This window comes from Alphaproteobacteria bacterium 33-17 (assembly GCA_001897445.1).
In the GTDB taxonomy this organism is placed as follows: domain Bacteria; phylum Pseudomonadota; class Alphaproteobacteria; order Rickettsiales; family 33-17; genus 33-17.
The window spans coordinates 1-25,933 of the sequence record MKSX01000003.1 but is presented as its reverse complement, the minus strand read 5'-3'; the positions used below and the strand labels follow the sequence as shown (position 1 = coordinate 25,933).

The window sequence follows — 25,933 nt, the reverse complement described above, 5'->3', positions numbered from 1 at the left end:
AGACGTAACAGGTCAGGTATTCTTACCAGCTGGTAAGGAAATGATTATGCCTGGTGATAACGTTAAGATTACAGTGGAACTTATTGCACCTATCGCTATGGATGAAGGCTTACGCTTCGCTATCCGTGAAGGCGGTAGAACTGTAGGTGCCGGTGTAGTGGCAAAAATCGTACAATAAGTGCGAATATTAACAAACTACCGCTGATATCAAATACGTGTATCAGCGGTAAAATTTTAATATCAAAGAGAAAAAAATGATAAACAACCAAAAAATTAATATCACATTGCTAGGGTTTGACAGTAAGGCTGTTGACCAGGCAGCTTCAGATATTCGTTTTAATGTTCAAAAAACAGGTGCGGATATTTGTGGTCCAATTCCACTTCCAACAAAAATTGAGAAGTTTACAGTAAACCGTTCTCCTCATATTGATAAAGAATCAAGAGAGCAATTTGAAGTTAGAACTCACAAAAGACTTCTAGTTATTTACCCAACACAGCATACTATCGAAGCGCTGATGAAATTAGAGCTTCCAGCAGGTGTTGAAGTTCAAATTAAATTAGTTGAGGCTGCATAATGAGAGCGTTAAAATTACTTGAATCTAACCAGAGAGTTAGAACTGGTATGATTGCCAAAAAGCTTGGTATGTCAACAATTTATGAGCAAAATGGTACGGTTATACCTGTAACTGTTCTTGAAATTGAGAATCAATTCGTTCTTGATCATAAAACAGTAGAGAAAAATGGTTATAATGCTCTTCAAATCGCTTGTGGCGAAAGAAAAGCTAAAAACGTATCTAAGCCTGTAAGGGGTGTTTTTGCTAAGTCAAATTTAAAGCCAGCTAATAAAATTGCTGAATTCAAAATCTCTGCAGATGCGTTTATTAATATTGGTGCGAAAATAAGACCAGATCATTTTATTGCTGGTCAGTTTGTCGATATTACTGGAACCACAATTGGTAAGGGATTTGCTGGTGGTATGAAGAGATGGAACTTCAGAGGTTTAGAGGCTTCGCACGGTGTTTCGATTACACATAGATCACATGGTTCAACAGGTCAGCGTCAAGACCCAGGAAAAGTGTTCAAAGGCAAAAAAATGGCTGGACATTTAGGTGATTCTAAGGTAACAATACAAAACCTTCAAGTTGTTGATGTTGATAACGAAAACTCTTTATTAATCGTAAAAGGTGCTGTACCAGGTAATGCTGGCTCTTATGTGATTGTAAAAGATGCGGTAAAGAAGAACCAAATCAATAAATTACCGTTTCCAGCATCTGTTGATGAAGTAACGGAGTAGTATCGGGTAGATTATGTTAGTAGATGTTATTAATTTAGATAAAAATAAAGTTGGAAGTGTTGAGCTAAACGATGAAATTTATGCTCTTCCAGCAAGACAAGATATTTTGCATATGATGGTAAATTACCAGCTAGCAAAAAGACGTTCAGGTAATCATAAGACAAAAGGAATTTCTGAAATATCTGGAACAACAAGAAAGCCATACGCCCAAAAAGGAACTGGTAGAGCAAGGCAAGGTAGTTTGCGTTCGCCACAATTCAGAGGTGGTGCGGTTATATTTGGTCCAGTTGTTAGAGATCACTCATTTGACCTTACAAAAAAATTCAGAAAATTAGCATTAAAGCATGCTCTTTCTGTTAAAAGCTTGGGTGAAAGACTTATTGTTGTAGATTCTTTAGCAATGTCAGAATATAAAACAAAAGCTTTAGTTGCTAAACTTGAAACCCTTGGTGTTTCTTCAGCTCTCTTTGTTTCTGCAGAGAAAGATGAAAACTTTGCAAAAGCTTGCTCAAATATCATTGGAGTTGATGTTATTCCTGCTGTAGGACTTAACGTATATGATATTTTAAAGCATGACTACTTAGTTGTTTCGCAAGAAGCTGTTAAAGCTTTAGAGGAGCGTTTAAATGGTTAGTCTTAATATTTATGATGTATTGGTAAAGCCAATAGTAACAGAAAAAACAGATTCAATGACTGCTTTTAACAAGTTTACATTTGAAGTAGCGGGTATTGCTACAAAGCATGATGTAAAAAAAGCTGTTGAGTCAATCTTTGGTGTTTCAGTAAAAGAAGTAAATACCATTACAAACAAAGGGAAAACAAAAAGATTTCGTGGCCGCTTAGGTAGACGTTCTGATGTTAAGAAAGCTATCGTTACATTAAAAGATGGTCAAGCTATCGATTTTTCAGGAGAGATTAAATAATGGCTGAACTTAAGAAATTTAATCCAATTACACCTGGTCAAAGAGGTTTGATTCTCATCAATCGTTCTGAGCTTTATAAAGGTCGTCCTGAAAAGACGCTGGTACAAGGTCAAAAACGTACAGGTGGTAGAAATAATAACGGTCGTATCACAACAAGACATATTGGTGGTGGTCATAAGCAATTATACCGTTTAGTTGATTTTAAAAGAGCTAAATTCGATATTAATGCTACTGTTGAAAGAATCGAATACGATCCAAACAGAACAGCGTTCATTGCTTTAATTCGTTATGAAGATGATACATTGTCTTACATCCTTGCTCCACAGAAGCTTGCTGTAGGTGATGTTATTGTGTCTTCTGAAAATGCTGATATTAAAGTTGGTAATAGTCTTCCTCTTAGAAAGATACCTGTTGGTACTATCATTCACAACGTAGAACTAAGACCTGGTAAAGGTGGTCAAATGGCGCGTGCTGCTGGTAGCTATGCTCAGTTAGTGGGTAAAGATGCTGGTTACGCAATTCTTAGACTTCGTTCAGGTGAAGTTCGTAAAGTTAGTTTAGAATGTATGGCAACAGTAGGTGCTGTTTCTAACCCTGATCACCAAAATGAAAATTATGGTAAAGCGGGTAGAAAAAGATGGATGGGTTCAAGACCAGTAGTTCGTGGTGTTGCGATGAATCCAATTGATCACCCACATGGTGGTGGTGAAGGTAAAACTTCTGGTGGTCGTCATCCAGTTACACCTTGGGGTAAACCGACAAAAGGTAAACGTACTAGAAAGAATAAACGTACTTCTAAGTTTATCGTTCGTAGAAGATTTCAGAAATAGTAGGAGTTAAGTAAAATGCCACGTTCCGTTTGGAAAGGTCCGTTTGTAGATAGATACCTGGTTAAAAAAGCAATGGCTGTAAAAGAATCAGGAAGACATACGGTAGTTAAAACAAATTCAAGAAGGTCAACAATTCTACCAATGTTTGTAGGACTTACCTTCTCTGTATATAATGGTAAAAAATATATTCCAGTTGCTGTGAAAGAAGAAATGGTTGGTAAAAAATTCGGTGAATTTTCTCCAACAAGAACTTTCCATGGTCACGGCGCTGATAAAAAAGCTAAGAAGTAGTGGAGTTTAAAGTATGAAAAAATCATCTATTAAAACAGCTTCTGCCAAAATATCTGCGCTCAGAATCAGTCCAATTAAATTAAATTTAGTTGCTGGTATGATCAGAGGCAAGAAAGCTAACGCAGCTCTTGTAGATTTAGAGTTCAGTAAAAAAAGAATTGCAATTGATGTAAGGAAATGTCTCTTATCTGCTGTTGCTAATGCTGAAAATAACCTTGGAATGGATATCGACAGACTTCATGTTGCTAGGGTTGAGGTTGGTAAATCTTTTGTAATGAAAAGATTTAGCGCAAGAGCTAGAGGTAGATCTGCAAGAATTGAAAAATTCTTCAGCAACATAACAATACATTTACAAGAAATCTAGGGGGAATGTAATGGGTCAAAAAGTAAATCCAGTTGGTTTCAGGATTGGTGTATATAAAGAGTGGGATTCATTATGGTGTGCGCAAGGTTCAAAATATGCGGACTATCTCCATGAAGATCTTAAAATCAGAAATTACATTAAAAAAGAATTAGCTCAGGCTGGTATTAGTAAAGTTGGTATTAAGCGTGCAGCTAATAAAGCTCAAATTGAAATTCATACTGCGCGTCCTGGTGTAGTAATTGGTAAAAAAGGAAGCGATATTGAGAAAGTTAAGTCTAATATTGCTAAATTTACGAATTCTGAAATCAGCTTAAATATTGTTGAAGTTAGAAAGCCTGAATTAGATGCAGCGCTTGCAGCACAATCAGTTGCTTTACAACTTGAAAAAAGAGTTTCATTTAGAAAAGCTATGAAAAAAGTTATTCAAACAGCTATGAAAATGGGCGCTCTTGGTATTAAAGTTGCTGTGTCAGGTAGACTTGGTGGTGCAGAGATTGCTAGAACTGAGTGGTATAGAGAAGGCAGAGTGCCTTTACATACACTTAGAGCTGATATTGATTATGCAACTGCAGAAGCTCATACTACATACGGTGTGATAGGTGTCAAGGTCTGGATATATAGACCTGGAGTTATTAATTAGCGATACAAAGGTAAATAACTATGCTAAGTCCTAAAAAGACAAAATTTAGAAAAGCCCATAAAGGTAGAATCCATGGTAACGCTAAAGGTGGTTTCACATTGGCATTCGGTTCTTTTGGCATTAAGGCTCTACAGCCTGAAAGACTTACAGCTCGTCAAATCGAGTCTGCAAGACGTGCGATTATGAGACATATTCGTCGTGCTGGTAAATTATGGATCAGGCTATTCCCAGATATTCCTGTAACAAAAAAACCGCAAGAAGTACGTATGGGTAGTGGTAAAGGTTCTCCAGAGTATTTCGTTTGTAGAGTTAAACCGGGAAGAATTTTATTTGAGCTCGATGGTGTAAATGAGCAGCTTGCTCGTGAAGCTTTTGAAAGAGCTTCAGCAAAACTTCCTATTAAAACTAAGTTTATTAAAGCAATTGGTGAGGAAGAAAATGAGTAAAGGTACAGATTACACTTCATTTAACCTCGAGAAGCTTTTCATTGAACTCAACCAGTCAAAAAAAGAGTTGATGTCATTGAGATTCAAAAAATTTGCAGGTGAATTTAAGAATACTGCAAGGTTCTCTCAGGTTAGGAAGGAGATTGCCAGAATTAATACAGAAATAACTAAAAGAAAAATGGAGGCATCTAATGCCTAAGCGTATACTACAAGGTGTAGTGGTAAGCGATAAAGCCGATAAAACAGTTACTGTTAAGGTTGAGCGCAGAGTCATGCACCCTGTTTATAAAAAGATTATTAGAGTTCACAAAAAATATGCAGCTCATGATGAAAATAATAGCTGCAAAATTGGTGATGTTGTTAAAATTGAAGAATCTAAACCTATTTCTAAATCAAAGAAATGGGTTGTAGTTTCTGAAGAATAATTTATTGTACAGGTTAAGTTATGATTCAAGTAGGAACACGACTTGTTGTTGCAGACAATACTGGTGCAAAAGAAGTCCAATGTATTAAAGTTTTGGGTGGTGCTGGAAGAAAGACCGCTTCAATAGGTGATGTAATCGTAGTATCTATTAAAGATGCTCTTCCAAGAACAAAAGTGAAGAAAGGTGACGTTTACAAAGCTATTGTTGTAAGAACCCACAAAGAAGTTAAAAGAGCAGATGGTAGTGCTATTAGATTTGATGATAATGCTGCAGTGCTTATCAATAAACAAGGCGAGCCAATGGGTACACGTATATTCGGTCCAGTTGCTCGTGAACTAAGGGCTAAGAAATTCATGAAGATTATTTCATTAGCGTTAGAGGTATTATAATATGTCTAAAGTTTTATTAAATGCGCGTCCGAGCAAAATGAAAATTAAAAAAGGCGATACAGTTATTGTAACAGCTGGTAAAGATAAAGGTAAACAAGGTGTTGTAACTAAAGTTATGCCGAAAGCAAACAAAGTTGTTGCTGAAGGTATTAATACTGTTAAGCGTCATGAAAAACCATCTTATACATCAGCAGGTGGTATTGTTGAAAAAGAATTACCAATTCATGTTTCAAATGTATCTTTAGTTGATCCGGAATCAGGCAAACCTACTAGAGTTGGCTTTAAAATTGATTCTGATGGTGTTAAATACAGATTTGCTAAAAAATCTGGCAAAAGAATAGATAGTTAGGATTAATATTATGGCTACTAAAAAAGTACAAAAATTTAAAGACCTTTATAAGGCTTCCATAATAAAGCAAATGGTAAAAGAGTTTGGTTATAAAAACGTAATGGAAGTACCTAAACTTGAAAAAGTTGTAATCAACATGGGTGTAGGTGAAGCGGTACAAAACAGTAAAGTTATTGATAATGCTGTTTCTGACCTTGCTGCTATTTCTGCTCAAAAGCCTTTGATTACTAGATCTAAAAAATCTATTTCTTCTTTCAAGCTTAGAGAAAATATGCCAATCGGTTGTAAAGTAACGTTACGCGGTGATAGCATGTACTCTTTCCTTGAACGCTTTATTTTAGTTTCTTTACCAAGGCTTCGTGATTTCAGAGGTTACTCTGCCAAATCATTTGATGGTAAAGGAAACTTTACAATTGGTGTTAAAGAGCAAATCGTTTTCCCTGAAATCGATTATGATAAAATTGATGCTATCCGTGGTATGGATATAACAATTGTTACAACTGCTAAAACTGATGTAGAAGCAAAAGAATTGTTATCATTATTCCATGTACCGTTTCTTAACTAGGAGATATTTGTTATGGCTAAAAAAAGTGCTGTTGAAAAAAATAACAGAAGAAAGAAAATGGCTAAAAGTGCAGCTAATAAAAGAGCTGATCTTAAAGCTACAATTTATAACAAAAACACTTCTCTTGAAGAAAGAATGGAAGCAGTTTTCAAATTAGCGGAAATGCCAAGAAATTCTTCTAAAACAAGAATTAAGAATAGATGTGAACTCACAGGTAGACCAAGAGCTTATTATCGTAAGTTCAGAATGTCCCGTATTGCGCTTAGACAGCTTGCGCTTGCTGGATTATTACCTGGTGTTAAAAAGTCAAGCTGGTAAAATAATTTAGGAGTTATTAAATGTTAACAGATCCAATTGCTGATATGCTAACAAGAATTAGAAACGGGCAACATGCCAAGTTAGCGTATATCGAATTGTCTTCATCAAAAATGAAATTAGCAATTTTAGAAGTGTTGAAGTCAGAGGGTTATATAGCTGATTACGAAGTTGAAGAATCAGACAAACCAACTGTTGCAGTTCAGCTTAAATATGTAAATAACAAGCCTGTTATTAGTGAAATTAAAAGAGAATCTAAACCAGGTAGACGTGTTTATACTAAAATTAAAGACCTACAAAAATTCTATAATGGTTTAGGTATTAGAATTATTTCTACTCCACAAGGTGTTATGTCAGATCATCAAGCTCGCCGTATGAATTTAGGTGGCGAATTAATTTGTAGTGTATTCTAGGAGATTAATATGTCACGTATTGGTAAAAATGGCGTTAAGTTGCCAAAAGATGTTAAAATTGAAATTAAAGGAAACTTTGTTAAAGTTACTGGTAAATTAGGTGAACTTGAAAGGGTTTTTGATGAAGAAGTAAAGATTGTTCAGGAAGGTGATGAAATTTTTGCTCTTCCAGTAGTTGAACTTACTGGCATGCCTAACAAAAAACAAAGACTTTACAGATCTAAATGGGGTTTATCTAGAACTCTCTTATTAAATATGATTTTAGGTGTTTCTGAAGGTTTCCAGAGAAAGTTGGAAATCAATGGTGTAGGTTTTAAAGCTGCTATTGATAAGTCAATTTTAACTTTAAACTTAGGTTATAGCCATGCAATTAAATTTTTAATTCCACAAGGAATTAAAATTGTTGCAGAAAAACCAACTTTACTTGTTGTGTCAGGTATTGATAAACAAAAAGTAGGTCAAGTTTCAGCTAAAATTAGATCGCTAAGAAAACCAGAGCCATATAAAGGCAAGGGTATTAAGTATGAGGATGAAGTAATCCTCCGTAAAGAAGTAACAAATAAAAAGTAATAGGATAAATTAGCTATGGCAAAAAATCCTCTCCTGAGATTTAACAGAAGAAAACAAAGAGTTCGTACAAAAATTAGATCTCTAGTACACTCTAAATTACGTCTGTCTGTATTCATGTCTAACCAACATGTATATGCACAAATTATCAATGATCAAGAAAGCCGTACATTAGTTTCGGCTTCTACAATCGATAAAGCTATGAAGTCAGGTTTTACCAAAACTTCTAATATCGATGCTGCTGCTGAAGTAGGTAAAGCACTTGCTCAAAGAGCAAAAGATGCTGGTATTGAAACAGTTGTTTTCGATAGAGGCGGTAAAAAATATCATGGTAAAGTGAAAGCGCTTGCTGATGCCGCGCGTGAAGCTGGCCTTAATTTCTAAATGAGGTGTATGTATAATGGCAATTAAGAAAAAGCAACAGGAAGATCTTGAATTAAAATCTTCTCTTGTTCAAGTTAAGCGCGTAACTAAAGTTGTAAAAGGTGGTAGAATTTTCACATTTTCTGCTTTAGTAGTAGTTGGCGATGGTAGAGGTAACGTAGGTTTTGGTATTGGTAAAGGTAAGGAAGTTATGGATGCTAAATCCAAAGCTACTTCTCAAGCTAAGAAAAACTTAATCAAAGTATCACTTCGTGAAAATAGAACAATTCATCATGATATCGTTGGTAAATTTGGTGCAAGTTCTGTAGTATTACGTTCTGCTCCTCCTGGTACAGGTATTATTGCGGGTGGTCCAGTTCGTACAGTTCTTGGTTTACTCGGAATTCATGACGTAGTAGGTAAGTCTTTAGGTTCAACAAATGCTAATAACATTATTAGAGCTACATTTGATGCATTACAAAGACTTGGTTCACCAAAAAATATTGCTGAAAAAAGAAATAAAAAAGTTGGTGAAATTGTTCAAAACAGAGAAGCAACCGATACATTAGCAGGTAACTAATAATGGCTCCTAAGAAAAAACAATCAGAAAATTCTGGTAAAATTCAGGTTACCCAAATTGGTAGTAAACTTGGAAGAAAATCAGATCAAGAAGCAACATTAATTGGTCTTGGTCTAAATAAAATGAACAGAACAAAAGTGCTTGAAGATACACCTTCTATCAGAGGGATGATCAATAAAGTTCAGCACTTAGTTAAAGTAGAACAATTATAGTTTTAGAGAGTTAAAAATGTTACTTAATGAACTAGCTCCAGTTCCTGGATCAAATTATAAAGCTAAAAGAGTTGGTAGAGGTATTGGCTCTGGTAAAGGTAAAACTTGTGGATCTGGTACTAAAGGTCAAAGATCAAGAACAGGTGTTGCGATTAATGGATTTGAAGGCGGTCAAATGCCTATTCACAGAAGACTTCCAAAAAGAGGTTTTAACCCATTAAATCGTAAAGAATATGTACCTGTAAACACAGGCGATTTAAGTTTTTACGTTGAAGAAAAAATGCTTAATGCTGGCGATTTAGTTGACAATGCTAAACTCGTTGAATTAGGATTGCTTAAGAAAGTAGACAGCAGAGTTAAATTATTAGGTGATGGTGAATTAACTGTTAGCCTTAAATTTAATTTAGCTGCATATTCTAAATCAGCTACAGCTGCTATAGAATCTTCAAACGGTCAAATAGTTAACTAAAGAGTTAGTAGAATAAAATGATGTCATCTTACATGAATAAAGGAATTTCAACCTCATCATCTTCTTCTGCACAATCTTTACAAAAAAAGCTTCTATATATTATAGGAGCTTTTATTGTTTACCGTATCGGTTGTTATATACCGTTACCAGGGATTGATGCAAGAGTACTTGAGGAAATATTTGCCCAAAACTCCCAAGGAATTTTAGGTATTTTTAATATGCTATCTGGTGGTTCACTTGGTAGGATGACAATATTTGCTTTAGCATTAATGCCATATATTACGGCATCGATTGTTCTGCAGCTTATGACTATTATTTCAAAAGATTTAGAAAGCCTAAAAAAAGAAGGTGAGCTCGGTAAGAAAAAGCTTAATCAATATACAAGATATCTAACTATTATTTTGTGTATTGTTCAATCTTTTGGTATTGCTTCAGGCTTAGAGGCTATGTCTGCTTCTTCTGGCTCATTAGTAAATAATCCTGGTATAATCTTTAAACTTTCTTCAATCACAACACTGACAGCAGGTACTGTTTTCCTTATGTGGCTTGGTGAGCGTATAACTCAGCAAGGTATTGGTAATGGAACATCTATGATTATTTTTGCGGGTATCGTAGCTGGTATTCCTTCAGCATTAGCTTCCACATTTGAATTAGGGAGAACAGGTGCGATTGGTACTCTTGAGCTTTTAACAATCCTAGCAATAGCTTGTGGTATATTATACTTTATTGTATTTGTTGAAAGATCTTTTAGAAAGCTTCTTATTCAATATCCAAAAAGACAAATTGGTGTTAGGTCGTTTGGTGGTGGTGAATCATCTTATATGCCTCTTAAAATTAATATGTCTGGCGTTATTCCGCCAATTTTTGCATCATCTATATTGTTATTCCCACTTACAATAGTTAATTTTGCGGGAAGTACTGGATCAGACTCGATTTTACAAGATATAGCAATTTATCTTGGCCATGGTCAGCCTTTATATATGGTTTTATATGCAGCTTTGATAACTTTCTTTAGTTTTTTCTATACTTCAGTAGTATTTAATCCTGAGGAAACAGCTGAAAATCTTAGGAAAAATGGTGGTTTTTTCCCAGGTAAGAGACCAGGAAAAGCAACTGCTGAATATTTAGATTATATCATTACAAGACTTACAGTTCTTGGTGCTATGTACTTGATTTTAGTATGTTTATTACCTGAGTTTTTGGTGTCAAAGTTTGGTGTTCCTTTCTATTTAGGTGGAACAAGTATTTTGATTGTAGTAAATGTAGTAACTGATTCTATGTCTCAAATTCAGTCATATTTATATATGGGACAATATCAGTCTTTAATTAATAAAATGAATGCAAGGGGAAAGAAGTAAAATGAGAATAATTCTCATGGGTCCCCCAGGCTCTGGCAAAGGAACCCAAGCCGATAGGATTCGCACGCACTATAATATGCTGAAAATTTCATCAGGGGATGTTTTTAGGGCATTATCGCAAGATAACAGCGAATTATCTATAAAGGTTAAATCTATAATGGATCAGGGTAAATTATTGCCTGATGATCTTGTTACAGAAGTAATTGTTGCAAAATTAAATTCTCTCGATAAATCAGTGTCTTATATACTAGATGGATTTCCAAGAACACTTGTTCAAGCGAAATCTTTAGATAAGTATTTGGAAACTCAGGGAGAAGTTATTGATTTTGTTATTAATTTAGAATTATCTGATGATCTTTTATTTAAAAGAATATCAGGACGTATCACATGTAAATCATGTGGTGCAAGTTATAACAAGTTCACAAACCCAACGAAAGTTGAGGGAATTTGTGATAGTTGTGGATCTGCGGAACTTATTGTCAGAGGAGATGATAATGAGGAAAGCATTAAAATTAGGATGCAAGAGTATTATAAACAAACACAACCTTTATTGGATTATTATAAAAATAGAGGTAATTTAGTTAATATTAATGGTGATCAGGATTTAGATGTCGTTACAGACCTAATAACTAAAGTCTTAGATCAGCATAAACTTGCTAAAAGTTTAAAAAATAGTACCTAATATACTGGAATAATATTGACTTTATAAAAAGTATAGATATTATGTACATTCCAGAATATTAGAGTTTGTATACTAAGTATATCAATTTAATAAGGAGTAAATTGTTGTGGCGCGTATAGCCGGTGTAAATATACCTACAAATAAAAGGGTTTTAATTGCTCTCCAATACATACATGGTATTGGTGCTCATAGAGCGAAACAGATTTGTGCTGAAATGACTTTTGCAGAAAGCAAAAGAGTTCATGAGCTTACAGAATCAGAAATTACAAGAATTCGTGAGATTGTCGACCGCGATTATGTCGTGGAAGGTGACCTTAAGAGAGAAGTAGCGATGAACATTAAAGCTTTAGTTGACCTTGGTTGCTATAAAGGTTTAAGGCATCGTAAGAGACTTCCTGTTAGAGGTCAGCGTACTCATACAAATGCAAGAACAAGAAAAGGTAAAGCTAAGGCTATTGCCGGTAAAAAGAAATAGGTTTTGAGCATGGTTAAAAAATTAGAAACTAAGAAAAAACAAAAAAAAGATGTACCAATTGGAATTGCCAAAATAAATGCAACTTTTAATAACACTTTTGTTACCATAACCGATACTAATGGAAACGTTATTGCTTGGAGTACTTCAGGTAAGAATGGTTTTAAAGGTTCAAAAAAATCTACACCGTACGCGGGTCAGATTAACGCTGATGAAGTAGCAAGACGTGCATTAAATGAATTCGGTACAAAAAAAGTTAACGTTGTGGTTAAAGGTCCTGGGGCTGGTCGTGAATCTGCAATACGTGCTATTGCAGCTGTTGGTATTGAAGTACTTTCAATTACTGACGAAACTCCACTTCCACATAATGGATGCAGACCGCCAAAAAGAAGAAGAGTATAGTTTGTTCTATTTATTTTAACTATATCATAGAGGATTTATAACCTATGTCTTTAATGTCAAAAAACTGGAACGATTTGATTAAGCCAACTAGCATTCAAATTGTTCCAAATCACTATAACCCATCTATTGCAGATGTTATCGTAGAACCACTTGAAAGAGGTTTTGGTTTAACATTAGGTAACTCACTTCGTAGAGTTCTTCTGTCTTCCTTGCAAGGTTGTGCGGTTACATCTGTTAAAATTGATGGCGTTTTACATGAGTTTTCATCAGTCCAGGGTGTTAAAGAAGATGTTACAGACATAGTACTGAATGTTAAATCTTTAGTTATCAGAAGTCATACAACTGAAAAAAGAAAGCTTAAACTGAATGTAAAAGGTCCTGCTATTGTTACAGCTGGAATGATTGAAGCCCCTTCTGATGTTGAAATTGTAAATAAAGATTTAGTAATTTGTCACCTTGACAAAAGCGCTGAGTTTTCTATGGAAATGACTACCCAGGTTGGTAAGGGTTATGTTCCTGCTCATATGCACAAAGCTGGTGATGAAACAATTGGTGTTATCCATGTTGACGCGCTTTATAGTCCAGTTAAAAAAGTTTCATACAAAGTCGATAATAGCCGTGTTGGTCAAATTACTGACTATGATAAACTGATTTTAAGTATCGAAACTGATAATACTATTACTCCAGAAATGGCTGTAGCTTATTCTGCTAGAATATTGCAAGATCAATTCCAAATCTTCATTAATTTCCAGGAAGAAGAGGAAGTGGCGCAAGAAAAAGAAAAAGAATTGCCGTTTAGTCCTTTGCTACTCAAAAAAGTTGAAGAACTTGAGCTTTCTGTTCGTTCGCAAAATTGCCTGCGTAATGATAACATTACATATATTGGTGATTTAGTTGTTAAGACAGAGCCAGAAATGCTTAGAACACCAAACTTTGGTCGTAAGTCTCTCAATGAAATTAAAGAAGTTTTAACCGCTATGGATTTAAAACTTGGTATGGTTGTTCCAGAATGGCCACCACAAAATATTGAAGAGCTTGCTAAAAAATACGAAGAACCTAATTATTAATTTTGGGATTGAATCATGAATCACAGAAAAAGTGGAAAAAAACTTAATAGAACATCTGCGCACAGAAAGGCGCTTATGTCTAATCTTGCTAGAGCTATCGTTCAGCATGAGCAAATTATTACAACAGTACCTAAAGCAAAATTTGTTAAGCCTTTTGTTGAAAGCTTAATTACACTTGCTAAAAAAGGTGATCTTGCTTCTAGAAGAAGAGCTATCGCTATTCTTAAAAGCGAAGATTTAGCTAAAAAACTCTTTGAAGTTTTAGCTTCTCGTTATGCAACAAGACAAGGTGGATACACAAGAATCATTAAAGCTGGTTTCAGATTTGGTGATGCGGCTCCACGTGCTGTTCTTGAGTTCGTAGACAGAGATGTTGAAGCTAGAGGTTCGGACATAGCTTAAGTTAAATCATATGACTTAAAAATAAAAAAGCTCTCTATTTAGAGGGCTTTTTTATTTTGATAAACGAGATTTGTTTCTTGAAATAATGAAACAGCTTACTTCTTGAAAACTATCCTAACTAGAATTCTTTTGTAACCATCAGACAATTAGTATTGCCCTCAAAATACCCATCAAATATTTCATATTTACCAACCTCAATAAGCCCTGCCTTTTTATAAACATGCTTTGCTTTAGGAATGTTTTCATCGGGATCAATTAAGAAGGTATCTGCTTTATAATCGATATTATGCTTAAAAAATTTTGTAAACTTTTGGAGTGTAATAGATGCTAAACCCTTACCTGACTATTTTCTTCGCCTATTAAAAAGTCAATACTGTAGGTTCTTCCAGTTTTATAGAGTGCTTCTTTCCATGCTGGGCTGATACCTTTACCTAAAATACTTCTGCTAGTCATTAATAAACAAAAAGTTTCATTATTTTTATAACCAACCCAGTAAGAAAAAGCTCCTTTAAAATAAGTTGATTTTTCTTGCCCACCATTCATAAAAATCAATATATCTTATCTATGCTCAGTACTATAGTTAAAGTGTTTAAATTATGGTACAGGAAGGACGAACGAAGCCTAGTAAACCTAGGTGACTGAGGAAATGACGTAATTATAAAGACTCAACTATATTATCCCAAAACTCTTGAATGTAAGGTTTTTCTAACCAAGAAAAAATTGTATCCTTATCTTCTATAGAAGCAAATCTAAAAGTTATATTTAAAATCATTATTATCTTTGCTTAAAACTTATTCAGCCTTAAAAACATACCAACTAGGAATAAAGAACCAGTAACTAATATATTAGCCTTTTCAAAACCATTCATTTTAATATCATTTTGTATCTGTATAAATGCATCATCTAAATTATCGGCAGCAAATGCATTCATTCCATATGTTTTAGCTCTTTCGCTAACAATATCTGCTTTATAGCTTGATGGTTCATCCTCTACATATATTCCAAATACACCTTTCAAATGCTTGCCTGTAAATGATAAAAAGTCTTCAATATTACGATTTCTTGTCATACCTAAAATCATATAGGTAGGCAATTCCTGCTCGGCAAGCCATTCGCCAAGAACCTGCGCACCAGATGCGTTATGCGCACCATCAAGCCAAATATTAGCAAAGCTAGTGTATTTATTGTAAAAATATCCTGATGTAATGTTTTCAAGCCTTCCTGTCCAGTAAGTCGACTGTATTGCTCTATCAATTGTATTGTTATCAATATTAGTCACTGCTTTAATACAGGTAATCGCGGTTGCGGCATTTATTATTTGATGATCCCCAGGTAATGAGGGTCTCCTAAATTCAGTTTCCTCATGAGTAGATTTATAAATAAAACCATTTGGTGTTTTCTCAACGCCCCAGTCATAGCCAAAGCTTAACGTAGGGCTATTGTTACTTGTAGCATATTCTTCTATGCTATCAAATGCTTCATCGGTTTGCATTGAAATGATGCATGGAGTATTTGGTCGCATAATAGCTGCTTTTTCTTTGGCTATAAGAGAAAGAGTTTTGCCTAAAAATTCGGTATGGTCATATGAAATCGGTGTAATTACGGTTGCAATTTTGTTTTCTACAATGTTTGTTGCATCAAGCCTTCCGCCCATACCTGTCTCTAAAATAAGATAATCTGCAGGGTTTTCGCTAAATGCAATAAAAGCAGCAGCAGTTGTCGCTTCAAAAAATGTACACTGAATACCTAAATTTTCTGCTGCTATTCTGGTTCTCTCAATAATTTCATATAAATATTCATCAGATGTTTTTTTGCCCGCTATAACAATGCGTTCGTTAAATTCTACCAAATGCGGAGAGGTATAGGTATGAACCTTTTTTCCGCTAGTTTCTAAAATTTTACGAATAAAACTTACAGTAGATCCTTTGCCATTTGTTCCTGCAACATGAATAATAGGCGGTAATTTTAAGTGAGGATTGTCTAATACTTTTAGAACAGGTTCAATTCTTTCAAAGCCAAAATTAATCTGTGAGTACCAAAAAGGTTTCGGCCAGTGAGGCATTCTTACCATAGTTTTTACGCTCTTATATTATCAAGTAAGTTTTTTATAAACGATTTTGGGTTTTGATCAAAAGTTTTTTTTGAAAGTATTTTTAATCTGCCATCACATTCAAGTGCTTCTAGAACATTTTTAAATTTATCTCTAATGCCGTTATTAATATCTTTTGGTATTTCTTTCTCGGCATAAAGACTAAGGTCTAAAAATTTTTTATTGTCTCTATTATAAATATTTCCATCAATAGTAAGAACTCCAAGAGGTGAACTTGTAATCTCTATTTTAAAAAGAGTTTTACTTGGACGTTCGTAACTTGCCTGATTATGTTCTCTTTCATTTTGAACATAAAAGTTTAAATTCATTACCTGAGAGTTATAAATAATAGGCAAAGGTATTACCTGCCATTCTTTGGTTTCTCTGGAATTTTCCATACTTGTTTTAATTGTATCAAGTTCATGAATCATGCCTGCAACATCAACAAAATTATTATTTTCAACAGGCTTTGAATATTTTAGATTATTAGGCTCAAATTCATACTTCTTAATTTCTGAAATAAACTTATTTACCTGTGAAAGGATGGAAGATTTTTTATTTAAATTTGGAATATTACAAATTAGCTTAATAATCTTTTGAGTGTCTTCGTCGTAATCTCTTAAATATTCCTCAGTACTCAGTGGGTCTAAAATTTGTGGTAATTGTTTAATAGTTCTTTCAATAGTTTTAAAACCTTCCGTAGCTTCCAGCGCCTCAATCTTAGGAGACACTTTTTTCTCTGGGATTTCAAAAATAACTTTCTGAATGGTGATTGGTAATTTTGCAGGCAGATTATTGGGTTTTATATCATCTAAATTATAATTGCTATTTTTTGCCATTATTGATGCTTTAATTTCAGGTGTGTATTTTATAAAGCCTAAAGGAGTATCAATACCATCTTTTAGGGGCTGTACATTTACCTGATGATTAAGCTCTACTGTAGCAATATTATTATGTACATTTGTTTTAAATTGAAGAGTTTGAGAGTTTGAAGTTTTTTGCGTGGAATATTCATTCTCAAGATGATGATCGATTACAACATTAGGAGCCATATTATCATGGGTTTGTTTTTGTAATTTTACTTCATAAGCCGATTTAGTCTTTGACGGATTTATAGTATTTTCAACATTATTATCAACTCTTTTTGAAGACGTTACTGCTTCATTTGTCTCAAGTCCATCATGCTCGGGATCAATTGAAAACTCAATACTGATGTTTATAAACTGACGCATTACCTGCATAAGTCTTTTTATATCCTGATTATCAGGGTTGCCTGCCATTATTGCGATTAGTTCAGGTACATCGGTATTTTTTGCAATATCAAAAATAATTTTCTCAACAATAGTAGGATCTTCATTTTCAGGAATAATTTCTTTAAATGTTTGTAGTTTGAAATCCGCTAATGTTGTATTTATGGGGCTGTTTTTAGGTGGAATATTAACATAATCATTTCTAATGTTTTCTATATATTTTGGAGGGTGAGTATTTCCGATATCTATAAAAATAGTTTCTCTGATTGAATCTTTGATATTTTGTTTAATAATCTCGCTGCCGTAGCTTTCGAGCTTTTGAGTATTTAAAAAATGTTTGGCTGACTCGTTATTTATTTTGAGTAACTGAAGCATAAGTGAATCCTGACGCTGGAAAGCAGCAAACTCAAGCTGCATGCCAGTCTGAAAAAGAATCAAATCAGACTCCATTTCCATTATGCCAAAATCAGTTTTAACTTTTATAAATCCTTCTTTCGTTACATCTATAATAGTTCCATAAAAAGAAGTATTATTACGAAGGGAGCTAAATACAGTGATACCAGACAGGATTGATGATATAGCAAGTAAATTTTCAGTTCTTTGATTATATGTAGGTCTGTTTAAAGGATTGATATGGCTTATTAAAAAATACTCATGCATTATATTTGTCCAAGAGTTTTAACTTTAACTTTGCTATGAATTTCAGCTTGTGAAATTACAGGTGTAATTGGTCTGAAACGTTCAATAATAGATCTTATATAAGGTCTGTTTTGTGGGCTGGTAAGCAGGCAAGGCATTTCGCCTTTTGCAGCTAAATCATCAAATACCTGTTTAGTAAGAGCTACAAACTCCTGAATTTTAGATGGTGGCATTGTAAGGGTTTTGTCTTCACCTGCGCCAGCTAAACTTTCCATAAATGCTTGCTCCCATGCTGGGGATAAAGATACAACAGGTATAACCCCTTCATGATTCATAAGCGTCTGGCTAATTTGTCTTGCAAGCCTTGACCTTACATATTCCGTAATAAGAACTAAGCTTTTCGTGCTGCGACATATTTCAGCTATAGCCTCTAAAATAGTAGGTAAGTCTCTAATTGAAATCATTTCATTTAGTAAGTTTTGTAATATTTTTTGTATACCGCTAACAGTTAACTGAGATGGTATAATGTCCCCAACGAGCTTTCTGTGTTCATCTGGCATACCATCGATTAATTTTTGTGTCTCAACATAGGTGAGTAAGTCTGTTATATTATCTTTTATAATTTCAGTAAGGTGTGTTGTAATAACTGTAATAGGCTCAACTACTGTGTAATTGCGAATAATTGCCTCTTCCCTAAGGTTTTCATCAACCCAAACCGCTGGTAAATTAAATGCAGGCTCTAAAACTCTGTCGCCAGCAAAATCAATCTCGCCACCTTTAGGATCCATAACCATAATTTTATCGGGCTTAATTATGCCTTCACCACATTTTATTTCTTTTACATATATAATATAGTGATCATTTGGCAGCTGCATATTATCCTGAATCCTTACAGAAGGAATAATAAAACCAAGGTCTTTTGCAATCTGTTTTCTTAAAGATTTAATCTGGTCTGTAAGTTTAATGCCTTTAGCATAGTTTACTAATGATAATAAGCTGTAGCCAAGTTCAATTCTAATATGCTCAATTTTTATACTATCGATAATTGCTTCGTCACTGTCTGGGGAAGGTGCTTCAGGTGCGCTTTCTGCTGCTTTTGCAGCATTTTCTTTAGCTTTATCAGACTCCTTAAGCTTTTTAAATATATCGGAATTAGTTACATATGAAATGCCGCCAATAAGCCCAGCTAAAAATAGAAATGGTAATAACGGGATGCCTGGCATAAGACCCATTAGCAATAATATTGTTGCAGAAATAAGTAAGGCAACAGGATATTTACCCAGTTGCCCAAATATTGCTTTATCTGTAGAGCCAACATTACCCGATTTGGAAACCACTAAGCCTGTAGAAAGCGATATGATAAGTGCAGGTATTTGCGAAACAAGCCCATCACCAATGGTCAGAATTGTATATGTTTTTAAAGCGCTTGAAAAACTCATGTCTTTTTCTATAACACCAATAACTATGCCGCCTATAAAGTTAATAAACGTAATTAAAATGCCTGCAATAGCATCTCCCCTTACGAACTTGTTAGCACCATCCATTGCCCCGTAAAATGTTGACTCATCTTCAAGTTCTTTCCTTCTTGCTTTTGCTGTTTCTTCGTCAATAATACCTGCTGATAAATCGGCATCAATTGCCATTTGCTTACCAGGCATTGCATCTAAGCTGAAACGTGCAGCAACTTCCGCGATTCTTCCAGAACCTTTTGTGATTACTATGAAGTTAATAATTGTAAGAATAGAGAATACGATAATCCCAATTACTATGTTTCCGCTCATAATGAAGCCGCCAAAGGCTTCAATAATTTTACCCGCTGCACCAGTTCCGCCATGACCAGAAGAAAGTATAAGCCGTGTAGATGCGATATTTAAAGAGAGCCTGAGTAAAGCGGTAATAAGTAATATGGTAGGGAATGATGATAATTCCAGTGATTTGTTGATAAATAAACTTACCATTAAAATCAGAATGCCGCTTGTTATAGAAATAGATAATAAAAAATCTAAAAGTATTTTTGGTACTGGAAAAAGTAGCACCATTACAATGCCAATTACACCTATTGCAAGTAATACGTCAGTGTGCTGGAAAATTTTATCAACTTTGCCAACAAAGCTATCGCTTAATTTAAATCCTGCCGATACTTTTGCTTTTGCCATATTTAATCAATTAAATAAACTAATTTACATACTACTAAATTTGCATTCGTCATATTATATTTTGACGCTGCGGTAAGTGATGTGTCAGCGCAATCAGTAGAGGTCAGTGATGTAAAAGTTATAGGTGCAAGCCCAGTTATACCCAGTACATTTCCTGTTGTTGCAACACCATCATCAATTTTACGGTCAACCGTAAGAGCCTGAGTTGGAGTAAGAATGCTAACATCTGCAAAGCCCCTTGCAGTGTTAGATATTCCCCCAAATTCTACATATGTTTTTATAATGCCGTTAATATCACTTGTTCTTATGGCATAATAGCTTCCCTCAACAGGTCCTTTTGGTAAAACTACATCTGCGGTAGATGCTGTGTAAGTCTTGCTAAGAAAGCCTGCCAAATTTAAATGCTGCCACACAATTAAAGTTTCTGAGTTAGTAGTTATTTGCTCATTTCCATCGCCATTTGTTGCAGTCGAGCTTATGGTGCTTGAGGCATTTGGCATGTCTCCAGGAATTGCCTGATATTTATCAATGAAACTTTTTACAGCTGTGCGGTACATATTTAATTCTGAAGCAATCTTAGAAAGTCTTGCTTGTTCAATATAATTAATTCCGCCCATTACACCTGCAGTAATTAATGCGATAATTAATAGCACAATAGACATCTCAGCGATTGTATATGCCTTAATATTGTTAGCAAATTTGTTGTATAAATTATGTTTCATGGTAATATCAATACTAAATTATGATAATTTGTAACTAATTTAATTTATTAAATTTTTTTAAGCAAGGGTATTCAGTGTGTCAAAACAAAAAAAATTGAGTCTAGCAAAAGATGAGTATTTAAAGTTGTATTATGATATGCTTCTCATCAGAAGATTTGAAGAAAAAGCTGGTCAACTTTATGGTATGGGACTTATTGGTGGATTCTGTCACTTATATATCGGACAAGAAGCTGTAGTAGTTGGTATTCAGCATAATCTTATTGAAGGCGATCAGGTTATTACAAGCTATAGAGACCATGGTCATATGCTTGCATGCGGTATGGATCCAAGAAGGGTAATGGCAGAATTACTTGGAAGAATAGATGGCTGTTCAAAAGGTAAAGGCGGCTCAATGCACATGTTCGACATTCCAAAACAATTCTTTGGTGGTCATGGTATTGTGGGTGCACAGGTTCCAATTGGAGCTGGTCTTGCGTTTGCAAATGCATACAGAGATAATGGCAATATTAGCGTTTCATATTTTGGTGATGGTGCTGCGCATCAGGGGCAGGTATATGAGGCATTCAATATGGCTGCTCTTTGGAAACTTCCTGCATTATTTATTGTAGAAAATAATATGTATGCAATGGGTACATCAGTTGAGCGTGCAACCGTAGTTACAGATCTTTACAAAAAAGGTGAGTCATTTGGTATTCCAGGTTATGCTGTAAATGGTATGGACGTATTAGATGTAATTGAAGGTACAAAAAAAGCTATTGATCATATTAGAAGTGGTAAGGGTCCTTATTTACTTGAGCTTAAAACATACAGATACAGAGGTCACTCAATGTCTGATCCAGCTAAGTATCGCAGCAAAGAAGAAGTAAATGAATTTAAAGAAAATCGTGATCCGATAGATAATCTTCGTAACTATTTATTATCAGCTAAAAAAGTTAAAGAAAGTGATTTAGAGGATATTGAAAAATCAGTTAAAGCTTTAGTTGCTGAAGTTGTGGAATTTGCTCAAAATAGTCCTGAGCCAGATCCAAGTGAACTTATGACAGATATCTATAATGATGAATAAGGATTGGAGAAAATAATTATGCCAATGTTAACAGTTCGTGAAGCATTAAGAGATGCAATGCTCGAAGAAATGAAAAGAGATTCAGAAGTATTCGTAATGGGTGAAGAAGTTGCGGAATACCAAGGTGCTTATAAAGTTACTCAGGGATTATTACAAGAGTTTGGTCCTAAAAGAGTTATAGATACGCCAATTACAGAACATGGTTTTGCAGGTGTGGCTGTAGGTGCTGCTTTTGCTGGGCTTAAGCCGATTGTAGAATTTATGACATTCAACTTTGCTATGCAGGCGATAGATCATATTATTAACTCGGCTGCTAAAACAAATTATATGTCAGGTGGTCAGGTTAGATGCCCCATAGTATTCAGAGGGCCAAATGGTGCGGCAGCACGTGTTGGTGCGCAGCACTCTCAGTGTTATGCAAGTTGGTATGGTCATGTACCTGGTCTTAAGGTAGTTGCTCCTTATTCTGCGGCAGATGCTAAAGGCTTACTCAAAGCGGCTATTCGTGATCCAAATCCAGTTGTATTTTTAGAAAATGAAATGTTATATGGCCAAAGCTTTGATGTCCCGGATGATGAAGATTATATAGTTCCGATAGGAAAAGCTTTAGTTGTAAAAGAAGGTAAAGACGTTACAATTACAGCATTTTCTTTAATGGTGAAGCATGCGCTTAATGCTGCAAGCGTTTTAGAAGAAATGGGAATTAGCTGTGAAGTAATTGACCTTCGTACAATAAGACCGCTTGATACAGAAACTATTATTAACTCTGTTAAGAAAACAAACCGTATCGTTTCTGTTGAAGAAGGCTGGCCATTTGCTGGTATGGGTAGTGAAATTGCAGCGCTTGTAATGGAAGAAGCATTTGATGATTTAGATGCTCCAGTAGTTAGGGTTGCCGGTAAAGACGTACCGCTTCCATATGCTGCAAATCTAGAAAAGCTTGCGTTACCACAAGTTGAAGATATTATTGAAGCTGTTAAATCAGTTTGCTATAGAAATAAATAGCACAAAGAGGGAGTATATAAATGCCAATTGAAATTTTAATGCCAGCACTTTCTCCGACAATGACAGAAGGAAATCTTGCTAAATGGCTGAAGAAAGAAGGTGACAAAATTAAAGCCGGTGAAGTAATTGCCGAAATCGAAACAGATAAAGCTACAATGGAAGTAGAAGCTGTTGACGAAGGTACACTTGGTAAAATCTTAATTCCTGCGGGAACAGAAAACGTAAAAGTAAATGAACTGATTGCCCTTATATTAGAAGCAGGTGAAGACAAAGCATCACTTGATTCTTATGCAGGTAAAAGTGGTGGTGCTGCAGTCACTCAAGCACCAAAAGAAGAGCCTAAGCAAGCGTCACAGGCAGCTGCTGCAGCCGCTCCTCAGGCGCAAAGTGGCGATAGAGCAAAAGCATCTCCTCTTGCTAAAAGAGTTGCGCAAAATGAAGGCGTAGATTTATCTGGAGTACAAGGTACAGGTCCTCACGGCAGAATCATAAAAGATGACGTAATGGACGCTATGAAATCTGGCGGCAGTAGCAAGACAGCATCGGCTCCGCAGTCATCAGTAAGCTTTGTTGGACGTAATCCTGAAGAATACAGAAAAGTTCCAAACAATAATATGCGTAAAGTTATTGCTAAAAGACTTTGCGAGTCTAAGCAAACTGTGCCGCATTTCTATTTAAACATTGAGTGTAAAATCGATAAGCTTTTAAGCTTTAGACAAGATATCAACAGCGTTACAGATAGTGAAAATAAGCCAGTTTATAAAGTATCGGTAAACGATATTGTGATTAAAGCTGTTGCTATGTCACTTCGTGATGTGCCAGAAGCAAACAGCACATGGACAGATGAAGCAACATTGCTTTATAACAATGTTGACGTATCTGTTGCAGTTGCAATCGATGGTGGACTTATTACCCCAATTATCAAAAACGCTGATCAAAAAACCATTACAAGCATTTCATCAGAAATGAAAGACCTCGCAAAACGTGCGCGTGACAATAAACTTGCTCCGCATGAATTCCAGGGTGGGGGCTTTAGCATTTCTAACTTAGGTATGTATGGTATTAAGAACTTTAATGCTATTATTAACCCGCCGCAAACATGTATTTTAGCAATTGGAACAAGTACTGAAAGACCCGTTGTTAAAAATGGTCAGATCCAAATTGCAAATATTATGGAAGTAACGCTTTCAAGTGATCACCGCGTTGTTGATGGAACGGTTGGTGCTAAGTTTTTAGCAAGCTTTAAGAAGTATATTGAAAACCCAGTGTTAATGCTGGTTTAAGAGTTTCGGAGGTAAAACATGAGTAATTATAATTTAGTAGTAGTAGGTGCGGGTCCAGGTGGCTACGTTGCAGCAATCAGAGCAGCTCAGCTTGGAATGAAAGCATGCGTTGTTGAAGCAACGCATTTAGGCGGTATTTGTTTAAACTGGGGCTGTATTCCAACTAAAGCATTACTCAGAACAGCAGAGGTATATCATACAATTACTCATGCCGAAGAATATGGTATTACAGTTAAAGATGCTAAAATCGATATCAGCAAAATTGTAAAACGCTCACGTGATGTATCAGGCAAACTTTCAGGCGGTATTAAAGCTCTTCTAAAAAAGAATAAAGTAGATGTAATTGACGGCTTTGCGAAATTTAAAGATAGCAAAACATTAGAAATTTCAGTAGATGGTAAGGTAACTCAGACGCTTTCATGCAAAAATATTATTCTTGCAACAGGTGCTAGGGCAAAGGTCATTCCAGGTTACGAGCCAGATGGTAAGCTTGTTTGGACATACCGTGAGGCAATGGTACCTGAAACAATGCCTAAATCAATTGTAGTAATTGGTAGCGGTGCAATAGGCATTGAGTTTGCAAGCTTTTATTTAAACCTTGGTGCTGAAGTTACGTTATTAGAAGTTGCTCCAAGAATTTTAATCAATGAAGACAAAGAAATTGCTGATTTTGCAAGAAAGTCTTTTGAAAAGCAAGGTATGAAAATAGTAACATCTGCAAACTTAAAAGGTCTTAAAAAAGGCAGCAAGGATGTTACCATTAATTATGAAGCTGATGGAAAAGCTGCAAGCGTTACTGCTGACAGAATTATCATGGCAGTTGGTATTTCACCAAATACAGATAAAATCGCAATCGAGAAAACAAAAATAAAACTGGATGCTAAAGGTCATGTTATTACTAATGACTATATGCAAACAGAAGAGCCACATATTTATGCGATTGGTGACGTAGCTGGCGCTCCGTGGCTTGCGCACAAAGCCAGCCATGAAGGTATTATTGCAGTAGAAAAAATTGCAGGTAAAAATCCCCACAAAATGAATAAATTAAATATCCCAGGCTGTACATATTCAAGACCGCAAATAGCAAGTGTTGGTATTACTGAAGAGAAAGCAAAAGAGCTTAAATATGACATTAAGGTTGGTCGCTTCCCATTTTTTGGTAATGGTAAAGCAATTGCGCTTGGTGAGCCAGAAGGCTTAGTGAAAACTATATTTGACTCAAAAACAGGTGAGCTTCTTGGTGCGCACATGGTAGGTGCAGAAGTAACCGAAATGATTCAGGGTTATGTGATAGCTAAGAATATGGAAGGCACTGAGGAAGATTTAATGCATACAGTATTCCCGCATCCAACACTCTCTGAAATGATGCACGAATCAGTGTTAGACGCTTATAAAAAGGCCATTCATATATAGATATTATATGGCATTTGTTTGTTTGCAATGACCCTGCCATTTGGTGCGGTCATTGCTGTATAGTTTCAGAATTTCGGTTTCTGAAATAAATTTAAAGGCAACTTCTGTCGTCATTCCTGTATAAGTTCAAAGTCCTGGTGACAGAATTTGCCGCATGTCATTGCGAAAAATATGCAATATTTTGAAGCAATCCATAAAAAGCTCAAGTTTATGATGGATTCCCACAAGAAATTCCATGTCTCTCGGAATGACAATCGCAACAAATAGAAGAAAAAATGACACACCTAGGGATGGTCAGTCATTTTTTGTTTTTCTTATCATTAGTGACGTCCAATGCCAAACCTTTTTCGTCACCAATACTTTGAACATATATAAAGTATTTGAATTATGGTTCAGGAGTGACGATCATAGCGGCAAAGTCATTGCTGTAGAAGTTCAAAGTTTTGGTGACGGAAAAGGGTTGACAATAAGGATGTCTGAAAGGGTTATAATAAG

Annotated in this window: 36 protein-coding genes and 1 pseudogene; 32 read left to right on the top strand and 5 right to left on the bottom strand. The window is 35.2% G+C overall.

Features of this window, described 5'->3' with window-relative positions; genetic code table 11:
* Positions 1 to 257: 257 nt before the first annotated feature.
* The 27 genes from BGO27_07040 to BGO27_06910 all read left to right on the top strand — a co-directional run bounded on the left by BGO27_07040 (position 258) and on the right by BGO27_06910 (position 13,818).
* A complete protein-coding gene (locus BGO27_07040; GenBank protein ID OJV16388.1) occupies positions 258 to 575 on the top strand; it encodes a 30S ribosomal protein S10 in 318 nt (105 codons plus the stop codon).
* Positions 575 to 1,294, top strand: coding sequence for a 50S ribosomal protein L3 (locus tag BGO27_07035; GenBank protein OJV16386.1), 720 nt, complete (start codon positions 575 to 577; stop codon positions 1,292 to 1,294). Before BGO27_07040 ends, BGO27_07035 begins: the two co-directional genes overlap by 1 nt.
* 13 nt (positions 1,295 to 1,307) lie before the next feature.
* Positions 1,308 to 1,928 (top strand): 50S ribosomal protein L4, encoded by a 621-nt coding sequence (locus tag BGO27_07030; GenBank protein ID OJV16385.1) that lies wholly within the window; start codon positions 1,308 to 1,310, stop codon positions 1,926 to 1,928.
* Entirely contained in the window at positions 1,921 to 2,217 is a 297-nt protein-coding gene (locus tag BGO27_07025; GenBank protein OJV16384.1) for a 50S ribosomal protein L23, read from the top strand. Before BGO27_07030 ends, BGO27_07025 begins: the two co-directional genes overlap by 8 nt.
* Positions 2,217 to 3,047: a 50S ribosomal protein L2 gene (locus BGO27_07020; protein ID OJV16383.1), complete on the top strand. Its 831-nt coding sequence runs from the start codon at positions 2,217 to 2,219 to the stop codon at positions 3,045 to 3,047. Before BGO27_07025 ends, BGO27_07020 begins: the two co-directional genes overlap by 1 nt.
* Positions 3,048 to 3,062: 15 nt before the next feature.
* Positions 3,063 to 3,338: a 30S ribosomal protein S19 gene (locus BGO27_07015; protein ID OJV16382.1), complete on the top strand. Its 276-nt coding sequence runs from the start codon at positions 3,063 to 3,065 to the stop codon at positions 3,336 to 3,338.
* 13 nt (positions 3,339 to 3,351) lie between these two features.
* Positions 3,352 to 3,702: a 50S ribosomal protein L22 gene (locus BGO27_07010; GenBank protein ID OJV16381.1), complete on the top strand. Its 351-nt coding sequence runs from the start codon at positions 3,352 to 3,354 to the stop codon at positions 3,700 to 3,702.
* A gap of 10 nt (positions 3,703 to 3,712) precedes the next feature.
* The gene (locus BGO27_07005; GenBank protein OJV16380.1) at positions 3,713 to 4,342 is read left to right on the top strand and encodes a 30S ribosomal protein S3; all 630 of its coding nucleotides are present in this window, start codon (positions 3,713 to 3,715) and stop codon (positions 4,340 to 4,342) included.
* Positions 4,343 to 4,362: 20 nt separating this feature from the next.
* A complete protein-coding gene (locus tag BGO27_07000) occupies positions 4,363 to 4,788 on the top strand; it encodes a 50S ribosomal protein L16 (protein OJV16379.1) in 426 nt (141 codons plus the stop codon).
* The gene (locus BGO27_06995; protein ID OJV16378.1) at positions 4,781 to 4,987 is read left to right on the top strand and encodes a 50S ribosomal protein L29; all 207 of its coding nucleotides are present in this window, start codon (positions 4,781 to 4,783) and stop codon (positions 4,985 to 4,987) included. The genes BGO27_07000 and BGO27_06995 overlap by 8 nt, the downstream gene beginning before the upstream one ends.
* Positions 4,980 to 5,213, top strand: a complete 234-nt coding sequence (locus BGO27_06990) for a 30S ribosomal protein S17 (protein OJV16377.1) — start codon at positions 4,980 to 4,982, stop codon at positions 5,211 to 5,213. Before BGO27_06995 ends, BGO27_06990 begins: the two co-directional genes overlap by 8 nt.
* 20 nt (positions 5,214 to 5,233) lie before the next feature.
* Positions 5,234 to 5,602: a 50S ribosomal protein L14 gene (locus BGO27_06985; protein ID OJV16376.1), complete on the top strand. Its 369-nt coding sequence runs from the start codon at positions 5,234 to 5,236 to the stop codon at positions 5,600 to 5,602.
* A 37-nt stretch (positions 5,603 to 5,639) separates the two neighbouring features.
* Positions 5,640 to 5,951 (top strand): 50S ribosomal protein L24, encoded by a 312-nt coding sequence (locus tag BGO27_06980; protein OJV16387.1) that lies wholly within the window; start codon positions 5,640 to 5,642, stop codon positions 5,949 to 5,951.
* Positions 5,952 to 5,961: 10 nt separating this feature from the next.
* Positions 5,962 to 6,516: a 50S ribosomal protein L5 gene (locus BGO27_06975; protein ID OJV16375.1), complete on the top strand. Its 555-nt coding sequence runs from the start codon at positions 5,962 to 5,964 to the stop codon at positions 6,514 to 6,516.
* A gap of 12 nt (positions 6,517 to 6,528) precedes the next feature.
* A complete protein-coding gene (locus BGO27_06970; protein OJV16374.1) occupies positions 6,529 to 6,834 on the top strand; it encodes a 30S ribosomal protein S14 in 306 nt (101 codons plus the stop codon).
* A gap of 20 nt (positions 6,835 to 6,854) precedes the next feature.
* A complete protein-coding gene (locus BGO27_06965; GenBank protein ID OJV16373.1) occupies positions 6,855 to 7,244 on the top strand; it encodes a 30S ribosomal protein S8 in 390 nt (129 codons plus the stop codon).
* A gap of 9 nt (positions 7,245 to 7,253) precedes the next feature.
* Positions 7,254 to 7,814 (top strand): 50S ribosomal protein L6, encoded by a 561-nt coding sequence (locus BGO27_06960; protein ID OJV16372.1) that lies wholly within the window; start codon positions 7,254 to 7,256, stop codon positions 7,812 to 7,814.
* A 15-nt stretch (positions 7,815 to 7,829) separates the two neighbouring features.
* A complete protein-coding gene (locus tag BGO27_06955; protein OJV16371.1) occupies positions 7,830 to 8,195 on the top strand; it encodes a 50S ribosomal protein L18 in 366 nt (121 codons plus the stop codon).
* A 16-nt stretch (positions 8,196 to 8,211) separates the two neighbouring features.
* Positions 8,212 to 8,754 (top strand): 30S ribosomal protein S5, encoded by a 543-nt coding sequence (locus tag BGO27_06950; GenBank protein ID OJV16370.1) that lies wholly within the window; start codon positions 8,212 to 8,214, stop codon positions 8,752 to 8,754.
* A 2-nt stretch (positions 8,755 to 8,756) separates the two neighbouring features.
* Positions 8,757 to 8,966: a 50S ribosomal protein L30 gene (locus tag BGO27_06945; protein OJV16369.1), complete on the top strand. Its 210-nt coding sequence runs from the start codon at positions 8,757 to 8,759 to the stop codon at positions 8,964 to 8,966.
* Between the two features lie 16 nt (positions 8,967 to 8,982).
* A complete protein-coding gene (locus BGO27_06940) occupies positions 8,983 to 9,435 on the top strand; it encodes a 50S ribosomal protein L15 (protein ID OJV16368.1) in 453 nt (150 codons plus the stop codon).
* Positions 9,436 to 9,452: 17 nt separating this feature from the next.
* Positions 9,453 to 10,793 carry a preprotein translocase subunit SecY gene (locus tag BGO27_06935; protein OJV16367.1) on the top strand — a complete coding sequence of 447 codons (1,341 nt, stop codon included), beginning with the start codon at positions 9,453 to 9,455 and terminating at the stop codon, positions 10,791 to 10,793.
* 1 nt (position 10,794) lies between these two features.
* Positions 10,795 to 11,475: an adenylate kinase gene (locus tag BGO27_06930; GenBank protein OJV16366.1), complete on the top strand. Its 681-nt coding sequence runs from the start codon at positions 10,795 to 10,797 to the stop codon at positions 11,473 to 11,475.
* A gap of 106 nt (positions 11,476 to 11,581) precedes the next feature.
* Positions 11,582 to 11,950: a 30S ribosomal protein S13 gene (locus BGO27_06925; GenBank protein OJV16365.1), complete on the top strand. Its 369-nt coding sequence runs from the start codon at positions 11,582 to 11,584 to the stop codon at positions 11,948 to 11,950.
* A 9-nt stretch (positions 11,951 to 11,959) separates the two neighbouring features.
* Positions 11,960 to 12,349 (top strand): 30S ribosomal protein S11, encoded by a 390-nt coding sequence (locus BGO27_06920; protein OJV16364.1) that lies wholly within the window; start codon positions 11,960 to 11,962, stop codon positions 12,347 to 12,349.
* 44 nt (positions 12,350 to 12,393) lie between these two features.
* Complete coding sequence (locus BGO27_06915; protein ID OJV16363.1) at positions 12,394 to 13,416, top strand: DNA-directed RNA polymerase subunit alpha; 1,023 nt, start codon at positions 12,394 to 12,396, stop codon at positions 13,414 to 13,416.
* 15 nt (positions 13,417 to 13,431) lie between these two features.
* A complete protein-coding gene (locus BGO27_06910; protein ID OJV16362.1) occupies positions 13,432 to 13,818 on the top strand; it encodes a 50S ribosomal protein L17 in 387 nt (128 codons plus the stop codon).
* Positions 13,819 to 14,145: 327 nt separating this feature from the next.
* Here the strand turns inward: BGO27_06910 and BGO27_06905 are convergent, their stop codons facing one another.
* The 5 genes from BGO27_06905 to BGO27_06885 form a co-directional block, all read right to left on the bottom strand.
* Complete coding sequence (locus BGO27_06905; GenBank protein OJV16361.1) at positions 14,146 to 14,361, bottom strand: hypothetical protein; 216 nt, start codon at positions 14,359 to 14,361, stop codon at positions 14,146 to 14,148.
* 241 nt (positions 14,362 to 14,602) lie between these two features.
* Positions 14,603 to 15,889 carry a hypothetical protein gene (locus BGO27_06900; GenBank protein OJV16360.1) on the bottom strand — a complete coding sequence of 429 codons (1,287 nt, stop codon included), beginning with the start codon at positions 15,887 to 15,889 and terminating at the stop codon, positions 14,603 to 14,605.
* A gap of 5 nt (positions 15,890 to 15,894) precedes the next feature.
* The gene (locus BGO27_06895) at positions 15,895 to 17,817 is read right to left on the bottom strand and encodes a hypothetical protein (GenBank protein ID OJV16359.1); all 1,923 of its coding nucleotides are present in this window, start codon (positions 17,815 to 17,817) and stop codon (positions 15,895 to 15,897) included.
* The gene (locus tag BGO27_06890; protein OJV16358.1) at positions 17,817 to 19,952 is read right to left on the bottom strand and encodes a flagellar biosynthesis protein FlhA; all 2,136 of its coding nucleotides are present in this window, start codon (positions 19,950 to 19,952) and stop codon (positions 17,817 to 17,819) included. The genes BGO27_06895 and BGO27_06890 overlap by 1 nt, the downstream gene beginning before the upstream one ends.
* A 2-nt stretch (positions 19,953 to 19,954) precedes the next feature.
* On the bottom strand, positions 19,955 to 20,674 hold the full coding sequence (locus tag BGO27_06885) for a hypothetical protein (protein OJV16357.1): 720 nt from the start codon (positions 20,672 to 20,674) through the stop codon (positions 19,955 to 19,957).
* Between the two features lie 76 nt (positions 20,675 to 20,750).
* On the opposite strand from BGO27_06885, the gene BGO27_06880 reads away from it, so the two are divergent.
* The 5 genes and pseudogenes from BGO27_06880 (at position 20,751) to BGO27_06860 (ending at position 25,933) form a co-directional block, all read left to right on the top strand.
* Positions 20,751 to 21,737, top strand: coding sequence for a pyruvate dehydrogenase (acetyl-transferring) E1 component subunit alpha (locus tag BGO27_06880; protein ID OJV16356.1), 987 nt, complete (start codon positions 20,751 to 20,753; stop codon positions 21,735 to 21,737).
* Positions 21,738 to 21,755: 18 nt separating this feature from the next.
* The gene (locus BGO27_06875) at positions 21,756 to 22,742 is read left to right on the top strand and encodes an alpha-ketoacid dehydrogenase subunit beta (protein ID OJV16355.1); all 987 of its coding nucleotides are present in this window, start codon (positions 21,756 to 21,758) and stop codon (positions 22,740 to 22,742) included.
* Between the two features lie 20 nt (positions 22,743 to 22,762).
* Complete coding sequence (locus BGO27_06870) at positions 22,763 to 24,025, top strand: pyruvate dehydrogenase complex dihydrolipoamide acetyltransferase (GenBank protein ID OJV16354.1); 1,263 nt, start codon at positions 22,763 to 22,765, stop codon at positions 24,023 to 24,025.
* Positions 24,026 to 24,043: 18 nt separating this feature from the next.
* Positions 24,044 to 25,438 carry a dihydrolipoyl dehydrogenase gene (locus BGO27_06865; GenBank protein ID OJV16353.1) on the top strand — a complete coding sequence of 465 codons (1,395 nt, stop codon included), beginning with the start codon at positions 24,044 to 24,046 and terminating at the stop codon, positions 25,436 to 25,438.
* A gap of 235 nt (positions 25,439 to 25,673) precedes the next feature.
* Positions 25,674 to 25,933: pseudogene (locus tag BGO27_06860) on the top strand (hypothetical protein).

Bases quoted from the DNA above. Each gene is read 5' to 3' on its own strand.
- BGO27_07035 (OJV16386.1), top strand. From the start codon at position 575: ATGAGAGCGTTAAAATTACTTGAATCTAACCAGAGAGTTAGAACTGGT.
- BGO27_07030 (OJV16385.1), top strand. From the start codon at position 1,308: ATGTTAGTAGATGTTATTAATTTAGATAAAAATAAAGTTGGAAGTGTT.
- BGO27_07025 (OJV16384.1), top strand. From the start codon at position 1,921: ATGGTTAGTCTTAATATTTATGATGTATTGGTAAAGCCAATAGTAACA.
- BGO27_07020 (OJV16383.1), top strand. From the start codon at position 2,217: ATGGCTGAACTTAAGAAATTTAATCCAATTACACCTGGTCAAAGAGGT.
- BGO27_07015 (OJV16382.1), top strand. From the start codon at position 3,063: ATGCCACGTTCCGTTTGGAAAGGTCCGTTTGTAGATAGATACCTGGTT.
- BGO27_07010 (OJV16381.1), top strand. From the start codon at position 3,352: ATGAAAAAATCATCTATTAAAACAGCTTCTGCCAAAATATCTGCGCTC.
- BGO27_07005 (OJV16380.1), top strand. From the start codon at position 3,713: ATGGGTCAAAAAGTAAATCCAGTTGGTTTCAGGATTGGTGTATATAAA.
- BGO27_07000 (OJV16379.1), top strand. From the start codon at position 4,363: ATGCTAAGTCCTAAAAAGACAAAATTTAGAAAAGCCCATAAAGGTAGA.
- BGO27_06995 (OJV16378.1), top strand. From the start codon at position 4,781: ATGAGTAAAGGTACAGATTACACTTCATTTAACCTCGAGAAGCTTTTC.
- BGO27_06990 (OJV16377.1), top strand. From the start codon at position 4,980: ATGCCTAAGCGTATACTACAAGGTGTAGTGGTAAGCGATAAAGCCGAT.
- BGO27_06985 (OJV16376.1), top strand. From the start codon at position 5,234: ATGATTCAAGTAGGAACACGACTTGTTGTTGCAGACAATACTGGTGCA.
- BGO27_06980 (OJV16387.1), top strand. From the start codon at position 5,640: ATGAAAATTAAAAAAGGCGATACAGTTATTGTAACAGCTGGTAAAGAT.
- BGO27_06975 (OJV16375.1), top strand. From the start codon at position 5,962: ATGGCTACTAAAAAAGTACAAAAATTTAAAGACCTTTATAAGGCTTCC.
- BGO27_06970 (OJV16374.1), top strand. From the start codon at position 6,529: ATGGCTAAAAAAAGTGCTGTTGAAAAAAATAACAGAAGAAAGAAAATG.
- BGO27_06965 (OJV16373.1), top strand. From the start codon at position 6,855: ATGTTAACAGATCCAATTGCTGATATGCTAACAAGAATTAGAAACGGG.
- BGO27_06960 (OJV16372.1), top strand. From the start codon at position 7,254: ATGTCACGTATTGGTAAAAATGGCGTTAAGTTGCCAAAAGATGTTAAA.
- BGO27_06955 (OJV16371.1), top strand. From the start codon at position 7,830: ATGGCAAAAAATCCTCTCCTGAGATTTAACAGAAGAAAACAAAGAGTT.
- BGO27_06950 (OJV16370.1), top strand. From the start codon at position 8,212: ATGGCAATTAAGAAAAAGCAACAGGAAGATCTTGAATTAAAATCTTCT.
- BGO27_06945 (OJV16369.1), top strand. From the start codon at position 8,757: ATGGCTCCTAAGAAAAAACAATCAGAAAATTCTGGTAAAATTCAGGTT.
- BGO27_06940 (OJV16368.1), top strand. From the start codon at position 8,983: ATGTTACTTAATGAACTAGCTCCAGTTCCTGGATCAAATTATAAAGCT.
- BGO27_06935 (OJV16367.1), top strand. From the start codon at position 9,453: ATGATGTCATCTTACATGAATAAAGGAATTTCAACCTCATCATCTTCT.
- BGO27_06930 (OJV16366.1), top strand. From the start codon at position 10,795: ATGAGAATAATTCTCATGGGTCCCCCAGGCTCTGGCAAAGGAACCCAA.
- BGO27_06920 (OJV16364.1), top strand. From the start codon at position 11,960: ATGGTTAAAAAATTAGAAACTAAGAAAAAACAAAAAAAAGATGTACCA.
- BGO27_06915 (OJV16363.1), top strand. From the start codon at position 12,394: ATGTCTTTAATGTCAAAAAACTGGAACGATTTGATTAAGCCAACTAGC.
- BGO27_06910 (OJV16362.1), top strand. From the start codon at position 13,432: ATGAATCACAGAAAAAGTGGAAAAAAACTTAATAGAACATCTGCGCAC.
- BGO27_06905 (OJV16361.1), bottom strand. From the start codon at position 14,361: ATGAATGGTGGGCAAGAAAAATCAACTTATTTTAAAGGAGCTTTTTCT.
- BGO27_06900 (OJV16360.1), bottom strand. From the start codon at position 15,889: ATGGTAAGAATGCCTCACTGGCCGAAACCTTTTTGGTACTCACAGATT.
- BGO27_06895 (OJV16359.1), bottom strand. From the start codon at position 17,817: ATGCATGAGTATTTTTTAATAAGCCATATCAATCCTTTAAACAGACCT.
- BGO27_06890 (OJV16358.1), bottom strand. From the start codon at position 19,952: ATGGCAAAAGCAAAAGTATCGGCAGGATTTAAATTAAGCGATAGCTTT.
- BGO27_06885 (OJV16357.1), bottom strand. From the start codon at position 20,674: ATGAAACATAATTTATACAACAAATTTGCTAACAATATTAAGGCATAT.
- BGO27_06875 (OJV16355.1), top strand. From the start codon at position 21,756: ATGCCAATGTTAACAGTTCGTGAAGCATTAAGAGATGCAATGCTCGAA.
- BGO27_06870 (OJV16354.1), top strand. From the start codon at position 22,763: ATGCCAATTGAAATTTTAATGCCAGCACTTTCTCCGACAATGACAGAA.
- BGO27_06865 (OJV16353.1), top strand. From the start codon at position 24,044: ATGAGTAATTATAATTTAGTAGTAGTAGGTGCGGGTCCAGGTGGCTAC.